The organism is Ideonella dechloratans, from assembly GCF_021049305.1.
Classification (GTDB): Bacteria; Pseudomonadota; Gammaproteobacteria; order Burkholderiales; family Burkholderiaceae_C; genus Ideonella; species Ideonella dechloratans.
Window position 1 is genome coordinate 2,385,832 of sequence record NZ_CP088081.1, and the last position, 16,708, is coordinate 2,402,539.

15 protein-coding genes are annotated in these 16,708 nt (G+C 68.2%); 2 read left to right on the forward strand and 13 right to left on the reverse strand.

All coding sequences use genetic code 11. The features are described 5' to 3' along the window. Positions 1-30: 30 nt before the first annotated feature. The 9 genes from hisS to LRM40_RS11140 all read right to left on the reverse strand — a co-directional run bounded on the left by hisS (position 31) and on the right by LRM40_RS11140 (position 10,076). Positions 31-1,329: a histidine--tRNA ligase gene (gene hisS, locus LRM40_RS11100; protein ID WP_151124760.1), complete on the reverse strand. Its 1,299-nt coding sequence runs from the start codon at positions 1,327-1,329 to the stop codon at positions 31-33. Between the two features lie 121 nt (positions 1,330-1,450). Further along, positions 1,451-2,728 (reverse strand): flavodoxin-dependent (E)-4-hydroxy-3-methylbut-2-enyl-diphosphate synthase, encoded by a 1,278-nt coding sequence (gene ispG / locus LRM40_RS11105; protein WP_151124767.1) that lies wholly within the window; start codon positions 2,726-2,728, stop codon positions 1,451-1,453. A 38-nt stretch (positions 2,729-2,766) separates the two neighbouring features. Beyond that, positions 2,767-3,696 carry a helix-turn-helix domain-containing protein gene (locus LRM40_RS11110; RefSeq protein ID WP_151124761.1) on the reverse strand — a complete coding sequence of 310 codons (930 nt, stop codon included), beginning with the start codon at positions 3,694-3,696 and terminating at the stop codon, positions 2,767-2,769. Then, on the reverse strand, positions 3,689-4,489 hold the full coding sequence (gene pilW, locus LRM40_RS11115) for a type IV pilus biogenesis/stability protein PilW (protein ID WP_151124762.1): 801 nt from the start codon (positions 4,487-4,489) through the stop codon (positions 3,689-3,691). The genes LRM40_RS11110 and pilW overlap by 8 nt, the downstream gene beginning before the upstream one ends. 3 nt (positions 4,490-4,492) lie before the next feature. After that, entirely contained in the window at positions 4,493-5,629 is a 1,137-nt protein-coding gene (gene rlmN, locus LRM40_RS11120) for a dual-specificity RNA methyltransferase RlmN (protein ID WP_151124763.1), read from the reverse strand. A 37-nt stretch (positions 5,630-5,666) separates the two neighbouring features. Beyond that, positions 5,667-6,092: a nucleoside-diphosphate kinase gene (gene ndk, locus LRM40_RS11125; protein ID WP_151124764.1), complete on the reverse strand. Its 426-nt coding sequence runs from the start codon at positions 6,090-6,092 to the stop codon at positions 5,667-5,669. Positions 6,093-6,170: 78 nt separating this feature from the next. Beyond that, positions 6,171-8,069 carry a pseudouridine synthase gene (locus LRM40_RS11130; RefSeq protein WP_231067511.1) on the reverse strand — a complete coding sequence of 633 codons (1,899 nt, stop codon included), beginning with the start codon at positions 8,067-8,069 and terminating at the stop codon, positions 6,171-6,173. Next, a complete protein-coding gene (gene scpB / locus LRM40_RS11135) occupies positions 8,066-8,776 on the reverse strand; it encodes an SMC-Scp complex subunit ScpB (RefSeq protein ID WP_151125944.1) in 711 nt (236 codons plus the stop codon). Before scpB ends, LRM40_RS11130 begins: the two co-directional genes overlap by 4 nt. Before the next feature lie 304 nt (positions 8,777-9,080). After that, on the reverse strand, positions 9,081-10,076 hold the full coding sequence (locus LRM40_RS11140; protein WP_151125943.1) for an RluA family pseudouridine synthase: 996 nt from the start codon (positions 10,074-10,076) through the stop codon (positions 9,081-9,083). A 63-nt stretch (positions 10,077-10,139) separates the two neighbouring features. Between LRM40_RS11140 and LRM40_RS11145 the strand changes: the two genes are divergently transcribed. Beyond that, positions 10,140-10,946, forward strand: a complete 807-nt coding sequence (locus tag LRM40_RS11145; RefSeq protein WP_151125942.1) for an outer membrane protein assembly factor BamD — start codon at positions 10,140-10,142, stop codon at positions 10,944-10,946. A gap of 70 nt (positions 10,947-11,016) precedes the next feature. Here the strand turns inward: LRM40_RS11145 and yoaA are convergent, their stop codons facing one another. Both yoaA and LRM40_RS11155 read right to left on the reverse strand, forming a co-directional pair. Next, positions 11,017-13,023: a DNA repair helicase YoaA gene (gene yoaA, locus LRM40_RS11150; RefSeq protein WP_151125941.1), complete on the reverse strand. Its 2,007-nt coding sequence runs from the start codon at positions 13,021-13,023 to the stop codon at positions 11,017-11,019. Positions 13,024-13,027: 4 nt separating this feature from the next. Next, complete coding sequence (locus LRM40_RS11155; protein WP_151125940.1) at positions 13,028-13,183, reverse strand: YdcH family protein; 156 nt, start codon at positions 13,181-13,183, stop codon at positions 13,028-13,030. A 91-nt stretch (positions 13,184-13,274) separates the two neighbouring features. Here LRM40_RS11155 and LRM40_RS11160 point away from each other — a divergent pair, with 91 nt between their 5' ends. Next, a complete protein-coding gene (locus tag LRM40_RS11160) occupies positions 13,275-14,042 on the forward strand; it encodes a PP2C family protein-serine/threonine phosphatase (RefSeq protein ID WP_151125939.1) in 768 nt (255 codons plus the stop codon). A gap of 33 nt (positions 14,043-14,075) precedes the next feature. On the opposite strand, the gene zapE is transcribed toward LRM40_RS11160, so the two are convergent. Both zapE and lpdA read right to left on the reverse strand, forming a co-directional pair. Continuing rightward, on the reverse strand, positions 14,076-15,173 hold the full coding sequence (gene zapE / locus LRM40_RS11165) for a cell division protein ZapE (protein WP_151125938.1): 1,098 nt from the start codon (positions 15,171-15,173) through the stop codon (positions 14,076-14,078). Between the two features lie 106 nt (positions 15,174-15,279). Further along, on the reverse strand, positions 15,280-16,707 hold the full coding sequence (lpdA, locus tag LRM40_RS11170; protein ID WP_151125937.1) for a dihydrolipoyl dehydrogenase: 1,428 nt from the start codon (positions 16,705-16,707) through the stop codon (positions 15,280-15,282). Position 16,708: the final 1 nt, after the last annotated feature.

Sequence of the window (16,708 nt, forward strand, 5' to 3'; positions counted from 1 at the left end):
TTGCGCCCCAGCCGCCGGCGGGGCTCCCGATTATGCTTCGGCGCCAGGGGCCCGCAGGCCGGCGCCCCAACTGGCCAGCTCGGCCAGGGGGCGCTGAACCTGCGCCGCGGCGGCATCGCGCAGCGGCTTGACGGTCACCATGCCCTGCGCCAGTTCATCGGCGCCGAAGATCAGCGCATGCCGGGCACCACTGGCGTCGGCCTTCTTGAACTGGGACTTGAAACTGCCCTGCCCGTCCTTGCCCCCCGCGTGCATCTGCACCGTGACGCCCTGCGCCCGCAAGAGTTCCAGGGTCGCGATGACCTGGGGCAGTGCGGCGGCATCCGGCACCACGGCGTAGACATCCGGAACCACGGTTGGCACGGTCGCGCCGCTGTCCTCCAGCAGCGCCAGCACGCGCTCGATGCCCAGGCCCCAGCCGACGGCCGGCGCAGGCTTGCCGCCGATCTGCTCGATCAGGCCGTCGTAGCGGCCGCCGGCGCAGACAGTGCCCTGGGAGCCGAGGCGATCCGTCACCCACTCGAACACGGTGAGGTTGTAGTAGTCCATGCCGCGCACCAGGCGCGGGTTGATGGTGAACGGCTGCCCGACGGCCGTCAGCGCAGCCTTCACCCCTTCCAGGTGAGCCAGCGATGCCTCGCCGAGGTGGTCGATCAGCTTGGGGGCCGCTTCCACCAGGGCCTGCATGGTCGGGTTCTTGGTGTCCAGGATGCGCAGCGGATTGCTGTGCAGACGGCGCCGCGCGTCCTCGTCCAACTGGTCGGCGTGGGCCTCGAAGTAGGCGATCAAGGCCGCACGGTGCGCCAGACGCTCGGCCGGCTGGCCCAGGCTGTTGATCTCCAACCGCACATCGCTCAGGCCCAGTTCGCGCCAGAGCGCACGCGCCATCAGGATGACCTCGACGTCCAGGTCAGGCCCGGGAAAGCCCAGGGCCTCCACACCGACCTGGTGGAACTGGCGGTAGCGGCCCTTCTGGGGACGTTCGTGGCGGAACATGGCGCCGACGTAGAACAGGCGCTTAGGGCCGTCGTACAGCAGAGAATGCTCGTTGACCGCCCGCACCACGCCAGCCGTGCCTTCGGGTCGCAGGGTCAGCAGGTCACCGTTGAGCTTGTCCTCGAAGGAATACATCTCCTTCTCGACAATGTCGGTGACCTCGCCCAGGCCGCGCACGAACAGCGGCGTGGGCTCCACCAGCGGGGTGCGCACGTTCTGGTAGGCGTAACGCTGCATCACGCGGCGCACGGTCGCCTCGAACCATTCCCAGCGCGCCGATTCCGGCGGCAGGATGTCGTTCATGCCTTTGACGGCCTTGAGTTGTTCGCTCATGTCAGATCATGGAAAGAGGCAGATGCCGCGCCAGGCGACATCTGCCCGAGGATGGGGGAATCGACGTCGTTGCCACGTCGCCGCGATGTACCGCGACGCACGCGAGAAGATGCTGCCCGCGTCAATGCGCGTCGGTCGCACTGCCGTAACGGCGTTCGATGTACTGCTCGACGATGGCCTGGAATTCGGTGGCGATGCCCTCGCCGCGCAGCGTCATGGCCTTTTCCCCGTCGATGAACACGGGCGCGGCCGGGGCCTCGCCGGTGCCCGGCAGGCTGATGCCGATGTCGGCATGCTTGCTCTCGCCGGGGCCGTTCACGATGCAGCCCATCACGGCGACTTTCATCTGCTCAACGCCGGGATAGCGCGCGCGCCAGACCGGCATCTGCGCACGCAGGAAGTCGTCAATCTGCTTGGCCAGTTCCTGGAACACCGTGCTGGTGGTGCGGCCGCAGCCCGGGCAGGCCGTGACGCTGGGATTGAAACTGCGCAGCCCCAGGGCCTGCAGGATCTCCATCGCCACCACCACCTCCTGGGTGCGCGCCTCGCCCGGCTGCGGGGTCAGCGAAACACGGATGGTGTCGCCGATGCCCTCCTGCAGCAGCACCGACAGCGCCGCCGCCGAAGCCACCGTGCCCTTCGTGCCCATGCCCGCCTCGGTCAAGCCCAGGTGCAGGGCATAGTCGCAGCGCTGTGCCAGCGCGCGGTACACCGCGATCAGATCCTGCACCCCGCTGACCTTGCAGCTGATGATGATCTGGTTGGGATCCAGGCCCACATCCTGAGCCTGTGCGGCAGACTGCAGCGCCGACTGGACCAGGGCCTCGTACATGACCTGGCGGGCTTCCCAGGGCTGGGCGCGGCGGCCGTTGGCGTCCATCAGGGCGGCCATGACCTCCTGGTCCAGGCTACCCCAGTTGACGCCGATGCGCACGGCCTTGTCGTAGCGGCAGGCGGCTTCCACCATCTGCGCAAACTGGCGGTCGCCCTTGTCCCCCTTCCCCACATTGCCCGGGTTGATGCGGTACTTCGACAAGGCCTCGGCACAGGCCGGATACTCGGACAGCAGCCGGTGGCCGTTGTAGTGGAAGTCCCCCACCAGGGGCACATCCACACCCATCCGGTCGAGCTGATTGCGGATCTCCGGCACCGCCGCAGCAGCCTCGGGCGTATTGACCGTCAGGCGCACCAGTTCGGAACCCGCGCGAGCGAGTTCCTTCACCTGGATGGCCGTGCCGATGACATCCACCGTGTCGGTGTTGGTCATCGACTGCACCCGCACGGGTGCATCGCCACCGATGGTCACCACCCTGTCTCCCCAGACCACGCGGGCCTGACGCGAACGACGCGGTGCCGGTGCGGCCAGCGGGATCGGCTGGGCATCGTCGGCCGTCGGCATCGGAACGGGGCGGGATTGTTCAGTCATGGTCGATGCGATCACTTGAGTTCGAGCCGGGCCACGTTGTCACGTGCCAGCGGTTTCAGGTCCACAGGGTGGCCCTGGAAAACCACCTCGGTGCCAGCCACATTGCCCACCTTGACACGCAAGGGCAACGCGCCTTCCAGATTGACCATCTCCCCTTGGTGGAGAATGCGCCCGATCAGGGACTGGCCCGATGCATCCAGCACCTCCACCCAGCTCGGCGCGACGGCTCGGAACTGCACCATGCCCCGCCCGCCCGTGGGCACCACGGCCGGCGCGGATGCCGGCGCGGGCAACACGCCCGACGCCCCCACCGGCGCGCCTGCCACAGCAGCCTCACGCACCTCCGAAGCGCTGAGGGCCGGCGAAGCCGCCGCGGCAGGCGCCACGGCAGACGCGCTAGGCTCGACCGCAGGCGCGACCGCACTGGCAACCGAGGTCACAGCGGAGGCCACGGCAGAAGCGGGGAGCGCGGCTTCCACCTGGGCGGCCAGAGGTCCCCATTGGAAGAAGTTGCGCGGCAACAGGAGCATGGCCAGCGCAGCCAGCACCAACACCAGCACCAGGATCAACAGGCCTCGACGCGGCTTGCCTCCGTCAGACAACTCCCGCGCAGGCGGGCTGCCCTTGAAGCTCGCGTTGATGCCGGGGCCGATCGAGCCCAGCGGCATGACCTCCACCTTGGGCAGGCGCACCAGCACAGGGTTGGGATCGATCTTGAGGGCACGGCAAGCGGCCTGGGCCAGGGCGCGCACGAACGTCGCCCCCTGCAATTCGTCGTAGCGATCGGCCTCCAGCGCCTCCAGCTTGGCCGCCGGCACCTTCAGCACCGCCGCCAGAGAAGCCACATGCATGCCCTGCGCCTCACGCGCCGCGCGCAGAAGCTGCCCGGCGGTGCGACCGTTCGAAGTGCCTTCCTGCGGCCCTTCGTTGGAATCAGTCATCGAATCGACCCTTTTCGTACAGCAGGGTTTCGGATGCGTCCGGGAACCGGTTGCGCAGCTGGGTACCCAGCAGCTGCACCTGATCGTCCCGCCCCAACTTTCGCTCGATGCGCATGGCCAGCCACAGCGTCTGCGACGTCACCAGCTCATCCACGGCATTCACCCGACGGATGTAGAAACGTGCACGCTCGTACTGCTGCTCGCGGTAGAGCACCTCGGTCAGGTTGACGGCCACCGCCGGATTGGCGGGGTCCAGTTCGTAGGCACGGCGCAAGGCCTGCTCGGCATCGCCCCAGTGCTGGTTGCGTGCCAGGCACACCCCCCGGGCCAGCTGGGTGCGCACGATGTCCCGGTAGGACGGCTGGGCCAGCAGCTTGGCGAACTCGGCGTCCGCGTCATCGTAGCGACGCTTCTGGCAGAGGAACCAAGCGTAGTTGTGCGCCGCATCAAAATCACGCGGATTGAGTTGCATGGCGCGCCGGAAGCTGTCCTCGGCCAGATCATTCTGGTCCATGCTGGCGTAGATCAGTCCGCGCAGGTTGTAGGCCGCGCTGGAATCGGGCTTGGCAGCCAGCACCTTCTTGACGTCGTCCAGTGCCGCCTCGTTGTTGCCGCGCCCGAAGTAAGCCGCCGCCAACTCCATGTGCAGTTGTGCCGCGCGGTCGGCCTTGGTCTGGTCGGAATCGGTCACCAGATCATTGCTGGGCGGCGCCGAAGCACACCCGGCCACCAGCCCCACCATTGCCGCAACAACACCCGCCCACGCCATCCGGCGGCAGCCCATCCAGTTCATCGGCTACTTGACTCCCAACGGGACAATCGGAACGGGCAGGCGCTTCATGCGCTCACCCACACGGGTCCGATCCTGGACCTCGCCCGCAAGTTGACCACAAGCAGCGTCGATGTCGTCGCCCCGCGTCTTGCGGATGGTGGTCACCAGGCCGGCATCCTGCAGCACCTTGGCAAAGCGCAACACACGCTCGCGCGAGGAACGCTGCAGCCCCGAGGCCGGGAAGGGGTTGAACGGAATCAGGTTGAGCTTGCAGGGCACTCGGTGCTCGCCGCGGCCGTGCACCAGCGTCAGCAGGGCCTGGGCATGCTCTTCGGTGTCATTGACGCCCTCGAGCATGCAGTACTCGAAGGTGATGAAGTCGCGCGGCGCGGCCTGCAGATAGCGCTTGCAGGCGGCCATCAGCTCATCGAGCGGGTATTTGCGATTGAGCGGGACCAGTTCGTCCCGCAGCGCGTCCGTGGGCGCATGCAGCGACACCGCCAGCGCCACCGGGCAATCCTCGCGCAGGCGGTCCATCATCGGCACCACGCCGGAAGTGGACACGGTCACGCGGCGGCGCGACAGGCCGTAGCCATGGTCGTCCAGCATCACCCGCAGCGCCGGAATCAGCGCACTGTAGTTCTGCAGCGGCTCGCCCATGCCCATCATCACCACGTTGGTGATGGCCCGCTCGCCGGCTGGCAACTGCAGACGCTCGCGCAGGCGGTGCTCGGCGAACCAGAGCTGGGCCAGGATTTCCCCGGTGCTCAGGTTGCGGCTGAAGCCCTGATGGCCGGTGGAGCAGAAGCGGCATCCCACGGCGCAGCCGGCCTGGGAGGACACGCACAGCGTGCCGCGGTCGTCCTCGGGGATGAAGACGGTCTCGACGGCGTTGCCGCCGCCCACGTCGAACAGCCACTTGGTCGTGCCATCCGACGACACCTGCTCGGTCAGCACCGGCAGGCCCCGGATCTCGGCCCGCCCGGCGAGCTTCTCGCGCAGGGACTTGGCCAGATCGGTCATGGACGCGAAGTCCTTCGCGCCCTTCTGGTGAATCCAGCGGAAGAGCTGGGTGGCGCGAAAACGCTTCTCGCCCAGCCCTTCACAGTACGCACTCAGGCCATCCAGGTCGTGGTCGAGCAGATTGACGACGTCGCCCATGGACCGGCCTCCTCTGACGTGCGTGGAACCCGCGCGATCAGCGCGAGTGGATGTTCATCGCCGGGAAGAAGAAGGCGATTTCGACCGCCGCGGTCTCGGCAGCGTCGGAGCCGTGCACGGCGTTGGCGTCGATCGAGTCGGCGAAATCGGCGCGGATGGTGCCCTTGTCGGCCTTCTTCGGGTCGGTGGCGCCCATCAGGTCACGGTTCTTCAGGATGGCGCCTTCGCCTTCCAGCACTTGCACCATCACCGGGCCGGAGATCATGAAGCTCACCAGATCCTTGAAGAAGGGGCGCTCCTTGTGAACGGCGTAGAAGGCCTCGGCGTCGGCTTGCGACAGCTGCATCATGCGGGCGGCGATGACCTTCAGGCCAGCGCCTTCGAAGCGGCTGTAGATCTGACCGATGACATTCTTGGCCACGGCGTCGGGCTTGATGATGGAGAGGGTGCGTTCGATGGCCATTGTGGTTTTCCTCGAAAGTTCGATGAGGGTTTGGACAAAACGTTGAATTTTAGCCTTGCCCGTTGACATTGCTGTGGATCAGCGGCGGCCGCGGCCACCGCCGCCCCGTCCCTGAAGCTTGCGCGTGAAGGCGTCCGCGCCGATGTAACCCACGGAGGTCTGCATCGGATCGGGCTGACGCTGGTTGCCACCACCGCCGCCCCCCTTGCCCTTGCCGCCGCGGCCGCCGCCCCGGTTGTCCTGGACGAAGCGGCGGTCGTAGGTCTGCTGAAGCGGGTTCGGGATCGGGCCGTCCTCGAAATCGTCGTCGCGCACGGACACCGCGCGCTCGCGCTGGATGGCGCGGCGGTCGTAGGTCTGCTGCAGCGGATTCGGGATGCGGCTGGGATCGCCCGGCTCCCGCTGCGGGGCCAGATCGCCCTGCTCGCGGCGGCGCTTGTCGTTGTTGCGGTTGCCGCGGGCGTTCTCGGCACGCCCGCCCTCGGCCCGGCCCTCGGGACGGTCGCGGCGCTGCTCGTTGCCGCGGCCCTTCTTGCCGCCCCGGTCGTCGCCACGCGCCGGCCGGCCGCCCTGGGCGTCGCGGCCCTCGCGGCGGCCTTCGCCTCGCGGGGCCCCGGCGCCATCGGTCAGGCGACGCAGCGCCTTCACATCGGCCTCGCCCAGGTCCACCCAGTCGCCGCGCTTGAGCCCGCGCGGCAACACCACGCAGCCGTATCGGATCCGGATCAGGCGACTGACCGTCAGGCCCACCGCATCGAAGAGCTTGCGCACTTCACGGTTGCGACCTTCAGTGATGACCACGCGGTACCAGTGGTTGACACCCTCGCCGCCACCGTCCTCGATGCTCTTGAAGGCGGCGGCCTGGCCTTCGATCTCCACACCGGCCAGCAGGCGCTCGCGCGCTTCCTTTTCCAGGGTGCCGAGCACGCGCACCGCGTACTCGCGCTCCACGCCGAAGCGCGGATGCATCAGCTTGTTGGCCAGATCACCGGAGGTGGTCAGCAGCAGCAGACCCTCGGTGTTCATGTCCAGACGGCCCACCGACTGCCACTTGCCCTGTTGCAGGCGCGGCAGCTTGCGGAACACCGTGGGACGCTGCTGCGGGTCGTCGTGGCTGACCACCTCTCCCGCCAGCTTGTGGTAGGCGATGACACGGGCCGGCGGCGGCGCGATGCGGATGCGCACCGGCTTGCCGTCCACCGCCACCCGGTCCCCGAAGGACACGCGCATGCCGGTGTGGGCCACCTCGTCGTTCACCGTGACGCGCCCATCCTGGATCATCTGCTCCATGTCGCGGCGGGAGCCGATGCCCGACTGGGCCAGCACCTTGTGCAGCTTGGGCGCGTCGACATCGGGCAGCAGCACACGCTTCTCGGCCACCGCCTCGCCGGCCTCGGCCTGCTCTTCAGGCTCGGCCGCGCCGTCAAAGTCCCCGGCCACCACGCTGGCAAACACCTCGCCCGCTTCGGCGGGCGCCTGCTGCGGCTCGGCCGACGGACGTTGCGGCGCGTCTGCGCCGTCCCCCGCCTCTTCGCCCCGACCTGCGCCACGGCGACCGCGGCGGCGGTTGCGCGAACGCCCGCCCCCTTCGCCGCCTTCCTCAGATGCGGCCGCAACCTCGGACGCCTCTCCACCAGACACAGCGCCGGCAGACTCCTTGCCCTGTGGCGCCTCGGCAGGCACGTCCACCGAGGCAGACGGCACCTCGAGCACCGGCGACGGCTGGGGCAGAGGCTCCGGCGATGCCACCGAAGCGGCCTCAGCCACTTCGGCGGCGGCCGCAGCGGCGGTCTTGCGCGGCGCGCGCTTGCGCGCCGGCTTGGGCGCCTCTTCGGCAGCCGGCGCGTCGGACACGGCCTCCACAGGCGCCTCGGCCGCGGCGGTCACCACCTTGCGGGCACGGGTGCGCTTCTTGGGGGCCTCGGCGGCAGCCTCTGCCGGCGGCAGTTGCGGGTTGTCTTGATCAGCGTCGTTCATGCTTCAGGTGGGGTTGATGCGTTGTCGGCCTGCACACCGTCGGCGGCAGGCGCGGAAAGTTCGTTGGCGGCGACCGGGGCGCCCTCGGTCAGGGTCTCGCCGGAAGACGCAGGCGGCGCCTCCAGCGCCAGTTCGGCCTGCTCGGCCAGAAGATCCGGCTGCGCCCCGGCCAGACCGGCCAGCGCCTCCAAGCCCCCCGGGCCCTCCAGCAGCGGAAGCTGATCGAGGCTGGCCAGACCGAGGTCATCCAGGAACTGGCGGGTCGTGGCATAGAGGGCCGGCCGACCGGGGGCGTCCCGGTGGCCAATGGCCTCGATCCAGTTGCGGTCCTCCAGCTGCTTCATGATCTGGCTGGAAACCACCACACCGCGGATGTCCTCAATGTCGCCCCGGGTCACCGGCTGGCGGTAAGCGATGATGGCCAAGGTCTCCAGCACCGCGCGGGAATAACGGGGCGGCTTCTCCGGATTCAGGCGATCCAGGTACTCGCGCAGTTCGGGGCGACTCTGGAATCGCCAGCCCGAGGCCACCCGGACGAGTTCGACCCCCCGACCGCTCCAGTCCTGCATCAGCTCGTCCAGCACCATCCGCAGAGAGTCTGCACCGAGCTGATCCTCGAACAGCACGCGCATTTCCCGCAGCGACAGCGGTTGGCTGGCACAGATCAGTGCGGTTTCTAGAACGCGCTTGGCATCCTGTGTGTTCATCGACAAGGGATCGAAACGCCGCCCCTCGGGGCCGTGGACTCGTCAGGCCGCTGTACCGCGGCGGCATGTGCTCGTGGCGTCCTTGCCGGCTCGGAGCGACAGCAGGACGGGCATGGATACAGATTCATCGCCGGGCCGGTGGAGCCGCAATCTGCGGCCAGCGTGCCATCCGTGACACACGGTGACGCGCCCTGTTCACCAGGACGACAGCGGGGGTGGGAACCGGAAATCTTCGGCACATGCCGGCAGCCGCTGTCAGGGCTTGGAGTCTGATTGTATTACAAGCTGCGACCCGGAGGCTCTGTCATTTGGCCACCGCCGACACCTGCTGCCAAGCCGCGGCCAGATCAGGCGGCATCGGTGCCTCGAAGGACAGGGGAACCCGGGTGATGGGGTGGGCAAATGCCAGTTCGGCGGCATGCAGGGCCTGGCGCTGCATGCCACGCAAGAAACGCCCTCCATACAGGGTATCTGCCACCAAGGGGTGGCCCTCGTGGGCCAGATGGACCCGGATCTGGTGGGTGCGACCGGTGTGCAGCTTGCAGCGGATGGCACTGACCTCGCCATCGAAGGCCACGCGCTCGACATCGGTCCTGGCAGGCTTGGCTCCCGCCACCACGGCCATGCGGGTGCGCAGCGCCGGATCACGGCCGATCGGTGCCTCCACGGTGAAGGGGGCGGCCCCCACATCGCCATGGGCCAGGGCGACGTAGCGGCGATGGATGTCGCGCTGGGCCATGTCCCGCACCAGCGCCGTGACCGCTTCCAGCGTGCGCCCCACCACCATCAGGCCCGACGTGTCCTTGTCCAGCCGGTGCACGATGCCGGCGCGCGGCAGCTGTGCGGCGCGAGGATCGCGCGCCAGCAGGCCATTGAGCAGGGTTCCTGCCCAGTTGCCGGCCGCGGGATGCACCACCAGCCCTGCCGGCTTGTTCACCACCAGCACATGCGCATCCTCGTGCACGACGTCCAGCGCCATGGGCTCGGGCCGGAAGGCCAGGCTTTCGGCGGGTGGCACCAGGTGAACCTCCAGCCGCTGACCGGCCTTCACCTTGCGGGAGGACACCGTCGCCAGGACGCCATCGAGACGCACCTGCCCGGCCTCGATCAGTCCTTGGAGATGGCTGCGCGAAAACTCGGGCGCCAGGCCGGCCAACACACGGTCCAGGCGCTGCCCATGGGCAGCCGCGTCCAACACCTGCACGCGGTTCTCGAACTCGGATTCGGTCTCGCCATCCTCTGGCGCCTGGGCAGACTCGCCCAGGCCGGACGCGCCCGCGGGCTCCCAGTTGCCACTCATATAATCAATTGACCTTTCGTCTGCTCACTCCGCGTCGCGGCCTCTTCAGGGGCTGCCCGATTCATGACCGCACACCCCCTGTTCCGTGCCCTCACCCGCGGCGCGCTCGCTGCGCTGATGGTGACCCTGGCTGCCTGCAGCGCCCTCAAGAACCCTGAGATCCAGGGCTCGGCCGAAGAATTGTATGCATCGGGCAAGTCGGAGATGAGTTCCGGCAACTGGCCCAGCGCCATCAAGTACCTCGAGAAGGTGGAGGGTCGCGCCGGCGGTGGCCTGCTGGCCCAGCAATCGCAACTGGATCTGGCCTACGCCTACTGGAAGTCGGGCGAGAAGGCCCAGGCCATCAGCACGCTGGACCGCTTCATCAAGCTCAATCCGTCGAGCCCCGGCCTGGACTACGCGCTGTACCTGCGTGGCATGGTGAACTTCAACGACGACTTCGGAATCATCGGGGCGCTGTCCCAGCAGTCCCCGGCCGAGCGTGACCAACAGGCGTCGCGCGAGTCCTACCAGTCCTTCAAGCAACTGGTCGACCAGTTCCCGGAGTCGAAGTACGCCGCCGATGCGCGACTGCGCATGGACTACATCGTCAACGTGCTGGCGGAGTATGAGGTGCACGTGGCGCGTTACTACCTGCGCCGCGGTGCCCTGGTCGCGGCCGCCAACCGGGCCCAACAGACCATCACCGTCTACCCGCAGACGCCAGCCACAGAGGAAGCCCTGTACATCATGGCCCAGGCCTATGACCGGCTGGGCCTGGACAAGCTGCGCGACGACGCCACCCGGGTGCTGGCCCACAACTTCCCCGAAAGCCCGCTGCTCAAGCAGGGCATCCAGGAGCGCGAGAAGCCTTGGTGGCAGCTGTGGTGATCAACACCCGCCACCCGACATGACGACAACGGCCCCTGCATGGGGCCGTTGTGCTTTTCAGGCCCGCCGATCAGCCCTCCGGATGCGCCGCGGCCAACTCGCGCAGCCAGGCCAGGGCCTCTTCACCGCTGGACAGCATGGTCATCGGCGGCAGGGCGGACAGCAAGCGCCCGCCGTAGCGGGCCTGCAGAAGACGCACATCGCAGAGCACCAGCAGACCGCGGTCAGTCTCGGTTCGGATCAGGCGTCCGGCCCCCTGCTTGAGCGCGATGGCGGCCTCGGCCACGAAGTAGTCGTTGAAGGCGTCCCGCCCCTGGCTCTTGAGCTGGCGCACGCGGGCCTCCACCAGCGGATCGTTCGGCGGCGGAAAGGGCAACTTGTCAATCACCACGCACTGCAGCGCCTCGCCGGGCACGTCGATGCCCTCCCAGAAGCTGGCCGAGCCCACCAGCACACAGCGCCCTTCCTGGAAGCGCTGCAGCAGACTGCGCTTGGCCGCGCTGCCCTGCACCAGCACTTCCAGTGAACTGCCCAGGCTCTCCAACTCCTTTTGCAGGGCCTCGGCCACGGTGCGCATGGCGCGCAGCGTGGTGGTGAGCACGAACGTGCGCCCGCCCAGCGCATGGGCGCAGTGCGCAGAGGCCCGCCCCACCATCACCGGGTGGGCCGCCTCGTTGGGCTGGGGAAAGCGCGGCGGCACATAGACCCGCGCATGCTCGGCATAGGCAAATGGGCTGCCCACCCGCAACTTGCGGGCATCGTCCAGGCCAGCGGCCTCGCTGAACCAGCTCAAGGCTTCGTCGTCGCCCAGCGTGGCCGAGGTGAAGACCCAGGCGCGGTGACCCTGGGCGCGCTGCTCGCCCATCATGCTGCGGATGTCCAGCGGCGATTCGATCAACCGGGCCTGGTGCGGCGTCAGATCGACCCAGCGCACCCGCTCCGGCGGCGTCTCCAGCCCGAAGCGCGCCACCTGGGCCTGCAGGGCCTGCGCACGGGACTGCAGGCGCACGAAGTCGGGGGAGCTGGCGGCCACCAGCTCCAGCGCAGCAGCAGCCACCCGCAAGGCTTCGGCCAAGCCGCTCAGCCCCTGATCCAGCAGGGCCTGGCGGCCGCCACCCGCCACCTCGTCCCAGCGCAGCCGCAGCACCCCCTTGGGTTCGCGATGGGGGCCGGCCACCGCCAGCCGCAAGGCCTTGGCGGCCTGCTCGCAGACGGCAGCGATGTCGATCCAGGGGGCCTGACCGCGGGCCTGCTGCTGCCCTGCGGCCAGCAGATCCTGAGCGAAGTCATGGACCTGGCCGGTCCCCAGGGTCTGGCCCAGGAATTGCACCCCGGCCTCCACCATCTGGTGGGCCTCGTCGAACACGGCGATGTCCACCGTGGGCAACAGCTCGGCCACGCCGCTGTCGCGCAGGGCCAGATCGGCGAAGAAGAGATGGTGGTTGACCACCACCACGTCGGCGGCCATGGCCTCGCGGCGGGCCTTCATGACATGACAGGCGTGGTACTCGCCGCACTCGCTGCCCAGGCAGTTGTCGCGGGTGGAGGTGACCAGGGGGATGACCTCGGAGCGCTCGTCCAGACCTTCGAGTTCGCCGATGTCGCCGCTGCTGGTGGCCTGAGCCCAGGTCTCGATGCGCGACAGCGCCCGCACCGCATAGCGGTCCGGCAAAGTGGCGCCCTCTCGGGCCAGCATCAACCGGTGCCGGCACAGGTAGCTGGCCCGCCCCTTGAGCAACGCCACGGTCACCGGCAACTTCAGGATGTCGCGCAGCCGGGGCAGATCGCGGAAGAAGAGCTGGTCCTGCAGGCTCTTCGTGGCCGTGCTGACCAGGGTGCGGCGGCCGGACAGCAACACCGGCAGCAGATAGGCGTAGGTCTTGCCCACGCCGGTGCCCGCCTCCGCCACCAGGGCCTCGCGCCGCTCGATGGCCTCGGCCACGGCCTGCGCCAGCCGGTTCTGCGGCTCGCGCGGCATGAAGCCGTCGTCGGCATGGGCCAGTGGCCCTTCGACGGACAAAGCTTCGCGGACCGCCGAGACCAGATCGGCGGAAGAGGCTGCAGCGGGATCGGACATCCGTTCAGGCGGGTTCGGGGGGGTCCAGCATCGCCTCCAGCTGGGCGATCTGGTCACGCAGCACCAGGCGCTGCTTCTTGAGCCGACGCAGGGTCAGCTCATCCGGGCCCGACAGGGGATCGGCACCGTCGATGCGATTGTCCAGTTCGGCGTGTGCCATGCGCAACTCGATCAATCGCCGGAGGGGCGAATGCAGGTTGTCGGCGGGAAGAAGGTCGGCATCCACAGTGGCTTGAGTTTATATTGCGCCCATGACAACGACATCCCAGGGCTATCGGATCACCGCGGCCACCGGCCTGCACAAGGGGGACCGGGCCTACCAGCAGGACCAGGTGCTCATCCTGGCGCACCCCCGCGTGCCGGGCTGTGCACTGGCCCTGGTGGCCGACGGCATGGGAGGCAAGAGCGGCGGGCGCACCGCCTCCGACCAGGTGGTCATGACGGCCAAGCAGGTGTTCGACCGCTACACGCCGGCCACCGACGACCCCACCGAGATGCTGCGGCAGCTGGTGGTGGAGTCCCACCTGATGATCAAGTTGACCGCGATCACGGCCGACGAGGAGCCCCACAGCACGCTGGCGGCCTTCCTGGTGCTGCCGGACCGCAGCGCCTATTCGGCCCACGCCGGAGACTCCCGGGTCTACCACTTCCGCGGCGCGGAGATGCTGCGGCGCACGGTGGATCACTCCTATGTGCAGCGCCTGATCGACGAAGGCAAGATCACCGAAGCCCAGGCCAACACCCACCCCCAGGCCAACCTGCTGACGGGTTGCCTGGGCACCCAGCAGGACCCCCCGGTGGAGATCGCCCCGCTGGACCGCCTGGAGGTGGGCGACAGCCTGCTGGCCTGCTCCGATGGCCTGTGGCACTACCTGACGCCCCGCGAGTTGGGCGCCATCGTCAGCGCCCTGGCCCCACGGGAAGCCAGCGAGATGCTGATCGGCAAGGCCCGTCAGCGCGCGCGCGGCATGGGCGACAACCTGTCGCTGGCCCTGGTGCGCTTCGACCCGATCCAGTGAGCCGAGTCCGGCCCGGCGCCGGCCTCGAATGAATCAGGTCAGCGAGGTGTCGACCATGCGGCGCTCCAGCGCCAGGTACTCGGCCGAACGCATCTCGTTCAGGCGCGACACGGTGCGCGGGAATTCATGGGCCAGCGGGCCGTCGGTGTAGAGCTGCTCGGCCGGCGTGGCCGCCGAAACCACCAGCTTGACCCGGCGGTCGTAGAGTACATCCACCAGCAGCGTGAAACGCCTGGCTTCCGAAGCCAGACGCGGCGGCATCTGCGGCACGCCCGACAGCAGCAGGGTGTGAAAGCGCGAGGCCAACTCCAGGTAATCGTTCTGCGAGCGCGGCCCACCGCACAGGGTCTGGAAGTCGAACCAGATCACGCCTCCCGCGCGCCGACGGGCCTTCAGCTCCCGGTGCTCGATGTTCAGCACCGGGTCTTCGTCGGGCACCTCGGCCAGATCGTCGAAGGTCTTGGCCATGGCCGCCTCGGCCTCAGGCCCCAGGGGCGTGTGATACAGATCCACCTGCTCCAGGGTGCGGCGCCGGTAGTCGATGCCGGCATCGACGTTGATCACTTCCAGATTGGCCTTGAGCAGCTCGATGGCCGGCAGGATGCGATCGCGGTGCAGGCCGTTGGGATACAGGCCATCGGGGTGGAAGTTCGACGTGGTGACGATGGACACCCGGTGCGCGAACAGCGACTCCAGCAGCCGATAGAGGATCATCGCATCCGTCACGTCAGCCACATGGAACTCGTCAAAGCAGATCAACCGGTAGCGCCGGGCGATGCGCGCGCCCAGTTCCTCCAGCGGGTTCTGGCGACCCTTGAGCTCCTGCAACTGCCGGTGCACCTCGCGCATGAACTCGTGGAAGTGCAGCCGCGTCTTGCGGGTCAGCGGCACGGCGCGGTAGAAGCAGTCCATCAGGAAGCTCTTGCCCCGCCCCACCCCGCCGTACATGTAGACGCCGCGCGGAATGGGCGGCTTGACCAGGGCCTTGGTGATCGCGTTGCGGCGGCGGGCCTTGTAGGCGGTCCACTCGTTTTCGCAGCGCTCGAGCGCGGCCACGGCCCGCAGTTGGGCCTCGTCGGCCTGGAAGCCGTTCTCGGCGAGCAGTTGCTCGTACAGCTGACGAACGCTCATCGTTCAAACCATCTCAAAGGGCAAGAAAAGGCCCGCCGGCCTGGCAGGCGGGCGGGCCGACGGACGGCCGGGGGCGTGTTGCCACACCCCGCAGCGGTCCGGGGGGTCAGAAGTTCAGCGTGCGCTTGTCCACCGCCAGAGCGGCTTCCTTGGTCGCCTCGCTCAGGCTGGGGTGGGCGTGGCAGATGCGCGCGATGTCCTCGGCCGAGGCCTTGAACTCCATCGCCACCACGGCTTCGGAGATCAGCTCCGAGGCCATCGGGCCGATGATGTGCACGCCCAGGATCTCGTCGGTCTTGGCATCGGCCAGGAACTTGACGAAGCCGGTGGTGTCGCCCAGCGCACGGGCCCGGCCGTTGGCCAGGAAGGGGAACTGGCCCGCCTTGTAGGCCACACCCTCGGCCTTGAGCTGCTGCTCGGTCTTGCCGACCCAGGCGATCTCCGGGCTGGTGTAGATGACCCAGGGGATGGTGCCGAAGTTGACGTGACCATGCTGGCCCGCGATGCGCTCGGCCACCGCCACGCCCTCTTCCTCGGCCTTGTGCGCCAGCATCGGGCCACGCACCACGTCGCCCACCGCCCAGACGCCCGGCAGGTTGGTCTTGCACTCGGCATCGACGACGATGGCGCCGCGCTCGTCGAGCTGCAGGCCCACGGCCTCGGGGTTCAGACCGACGGTGTTGGGCACGCGGCCGATCGAGACGATCAGCTTGTCCACTTCCAGCGTCTGGGCCTCGCCCTTGGCGTTGGCATAGCTGAGGGTGACGCTCTTCTTGCCCTTCTTGACCTCGCCGATCTTCACGCCCAGCTCGATCTTCAGACCTTGCTTGGTGAAGACCTTCAGGGCCTCCTTGGCCACCGCTTCGTCCGCCGCGCCCATGAAGGTCGGCATGGCTTCGAGGATGGTCACCTCGGCGCCCAGACGACGCCAGACCGAGCCCATTTCCAGGCCGATGACGCCGGAGCCGATCACGCCCAGCTTCTTCGGCACGGCGCCGACGCGCAGTGCGCCATCGTTGGACAGGATCAGGTCCTCGTCGAACTCGGCCCCCGGCAGTTGGCGGGCATTGGAGCCGGTGGCGATGATGACCTGCTTGGCCACCAACACCTCTTCGGCGGCGCCGGCCACCTTGACTTCGTAGGCACCGTCCTTGGCACCGGCGAAGGAGCCGCGACCGTGGAAGAAGCTGACCTTGTTCTTCTTGAACAGGTAAAGGATGCCGTCGTTGTTCTGCTTCACGACGGTGTCCTTGCGGGCCACCATCTTGGCCACGTCCATCTTCACCGTGCCGGTGCTGATGCCGTGCTCGGCGAAGTGGTGGGTGGCGTGCTCGAAATGCTCGGACGACTGCAGCAGGGCCTTGGACGGGATGCAGCCGACGTTGGTGCAGGTGCCACCCGGGGCCGGACCGCCGGCGGCATTCTTCCACTCGTCGATGCAGGCCACATTGAAGCCCAGCTGGGCCGCACGGATGGCGGCGATGTAGCCACCGGGGCCGCCGCCGATGACGACGACGTCAAATTGCTTGGACATG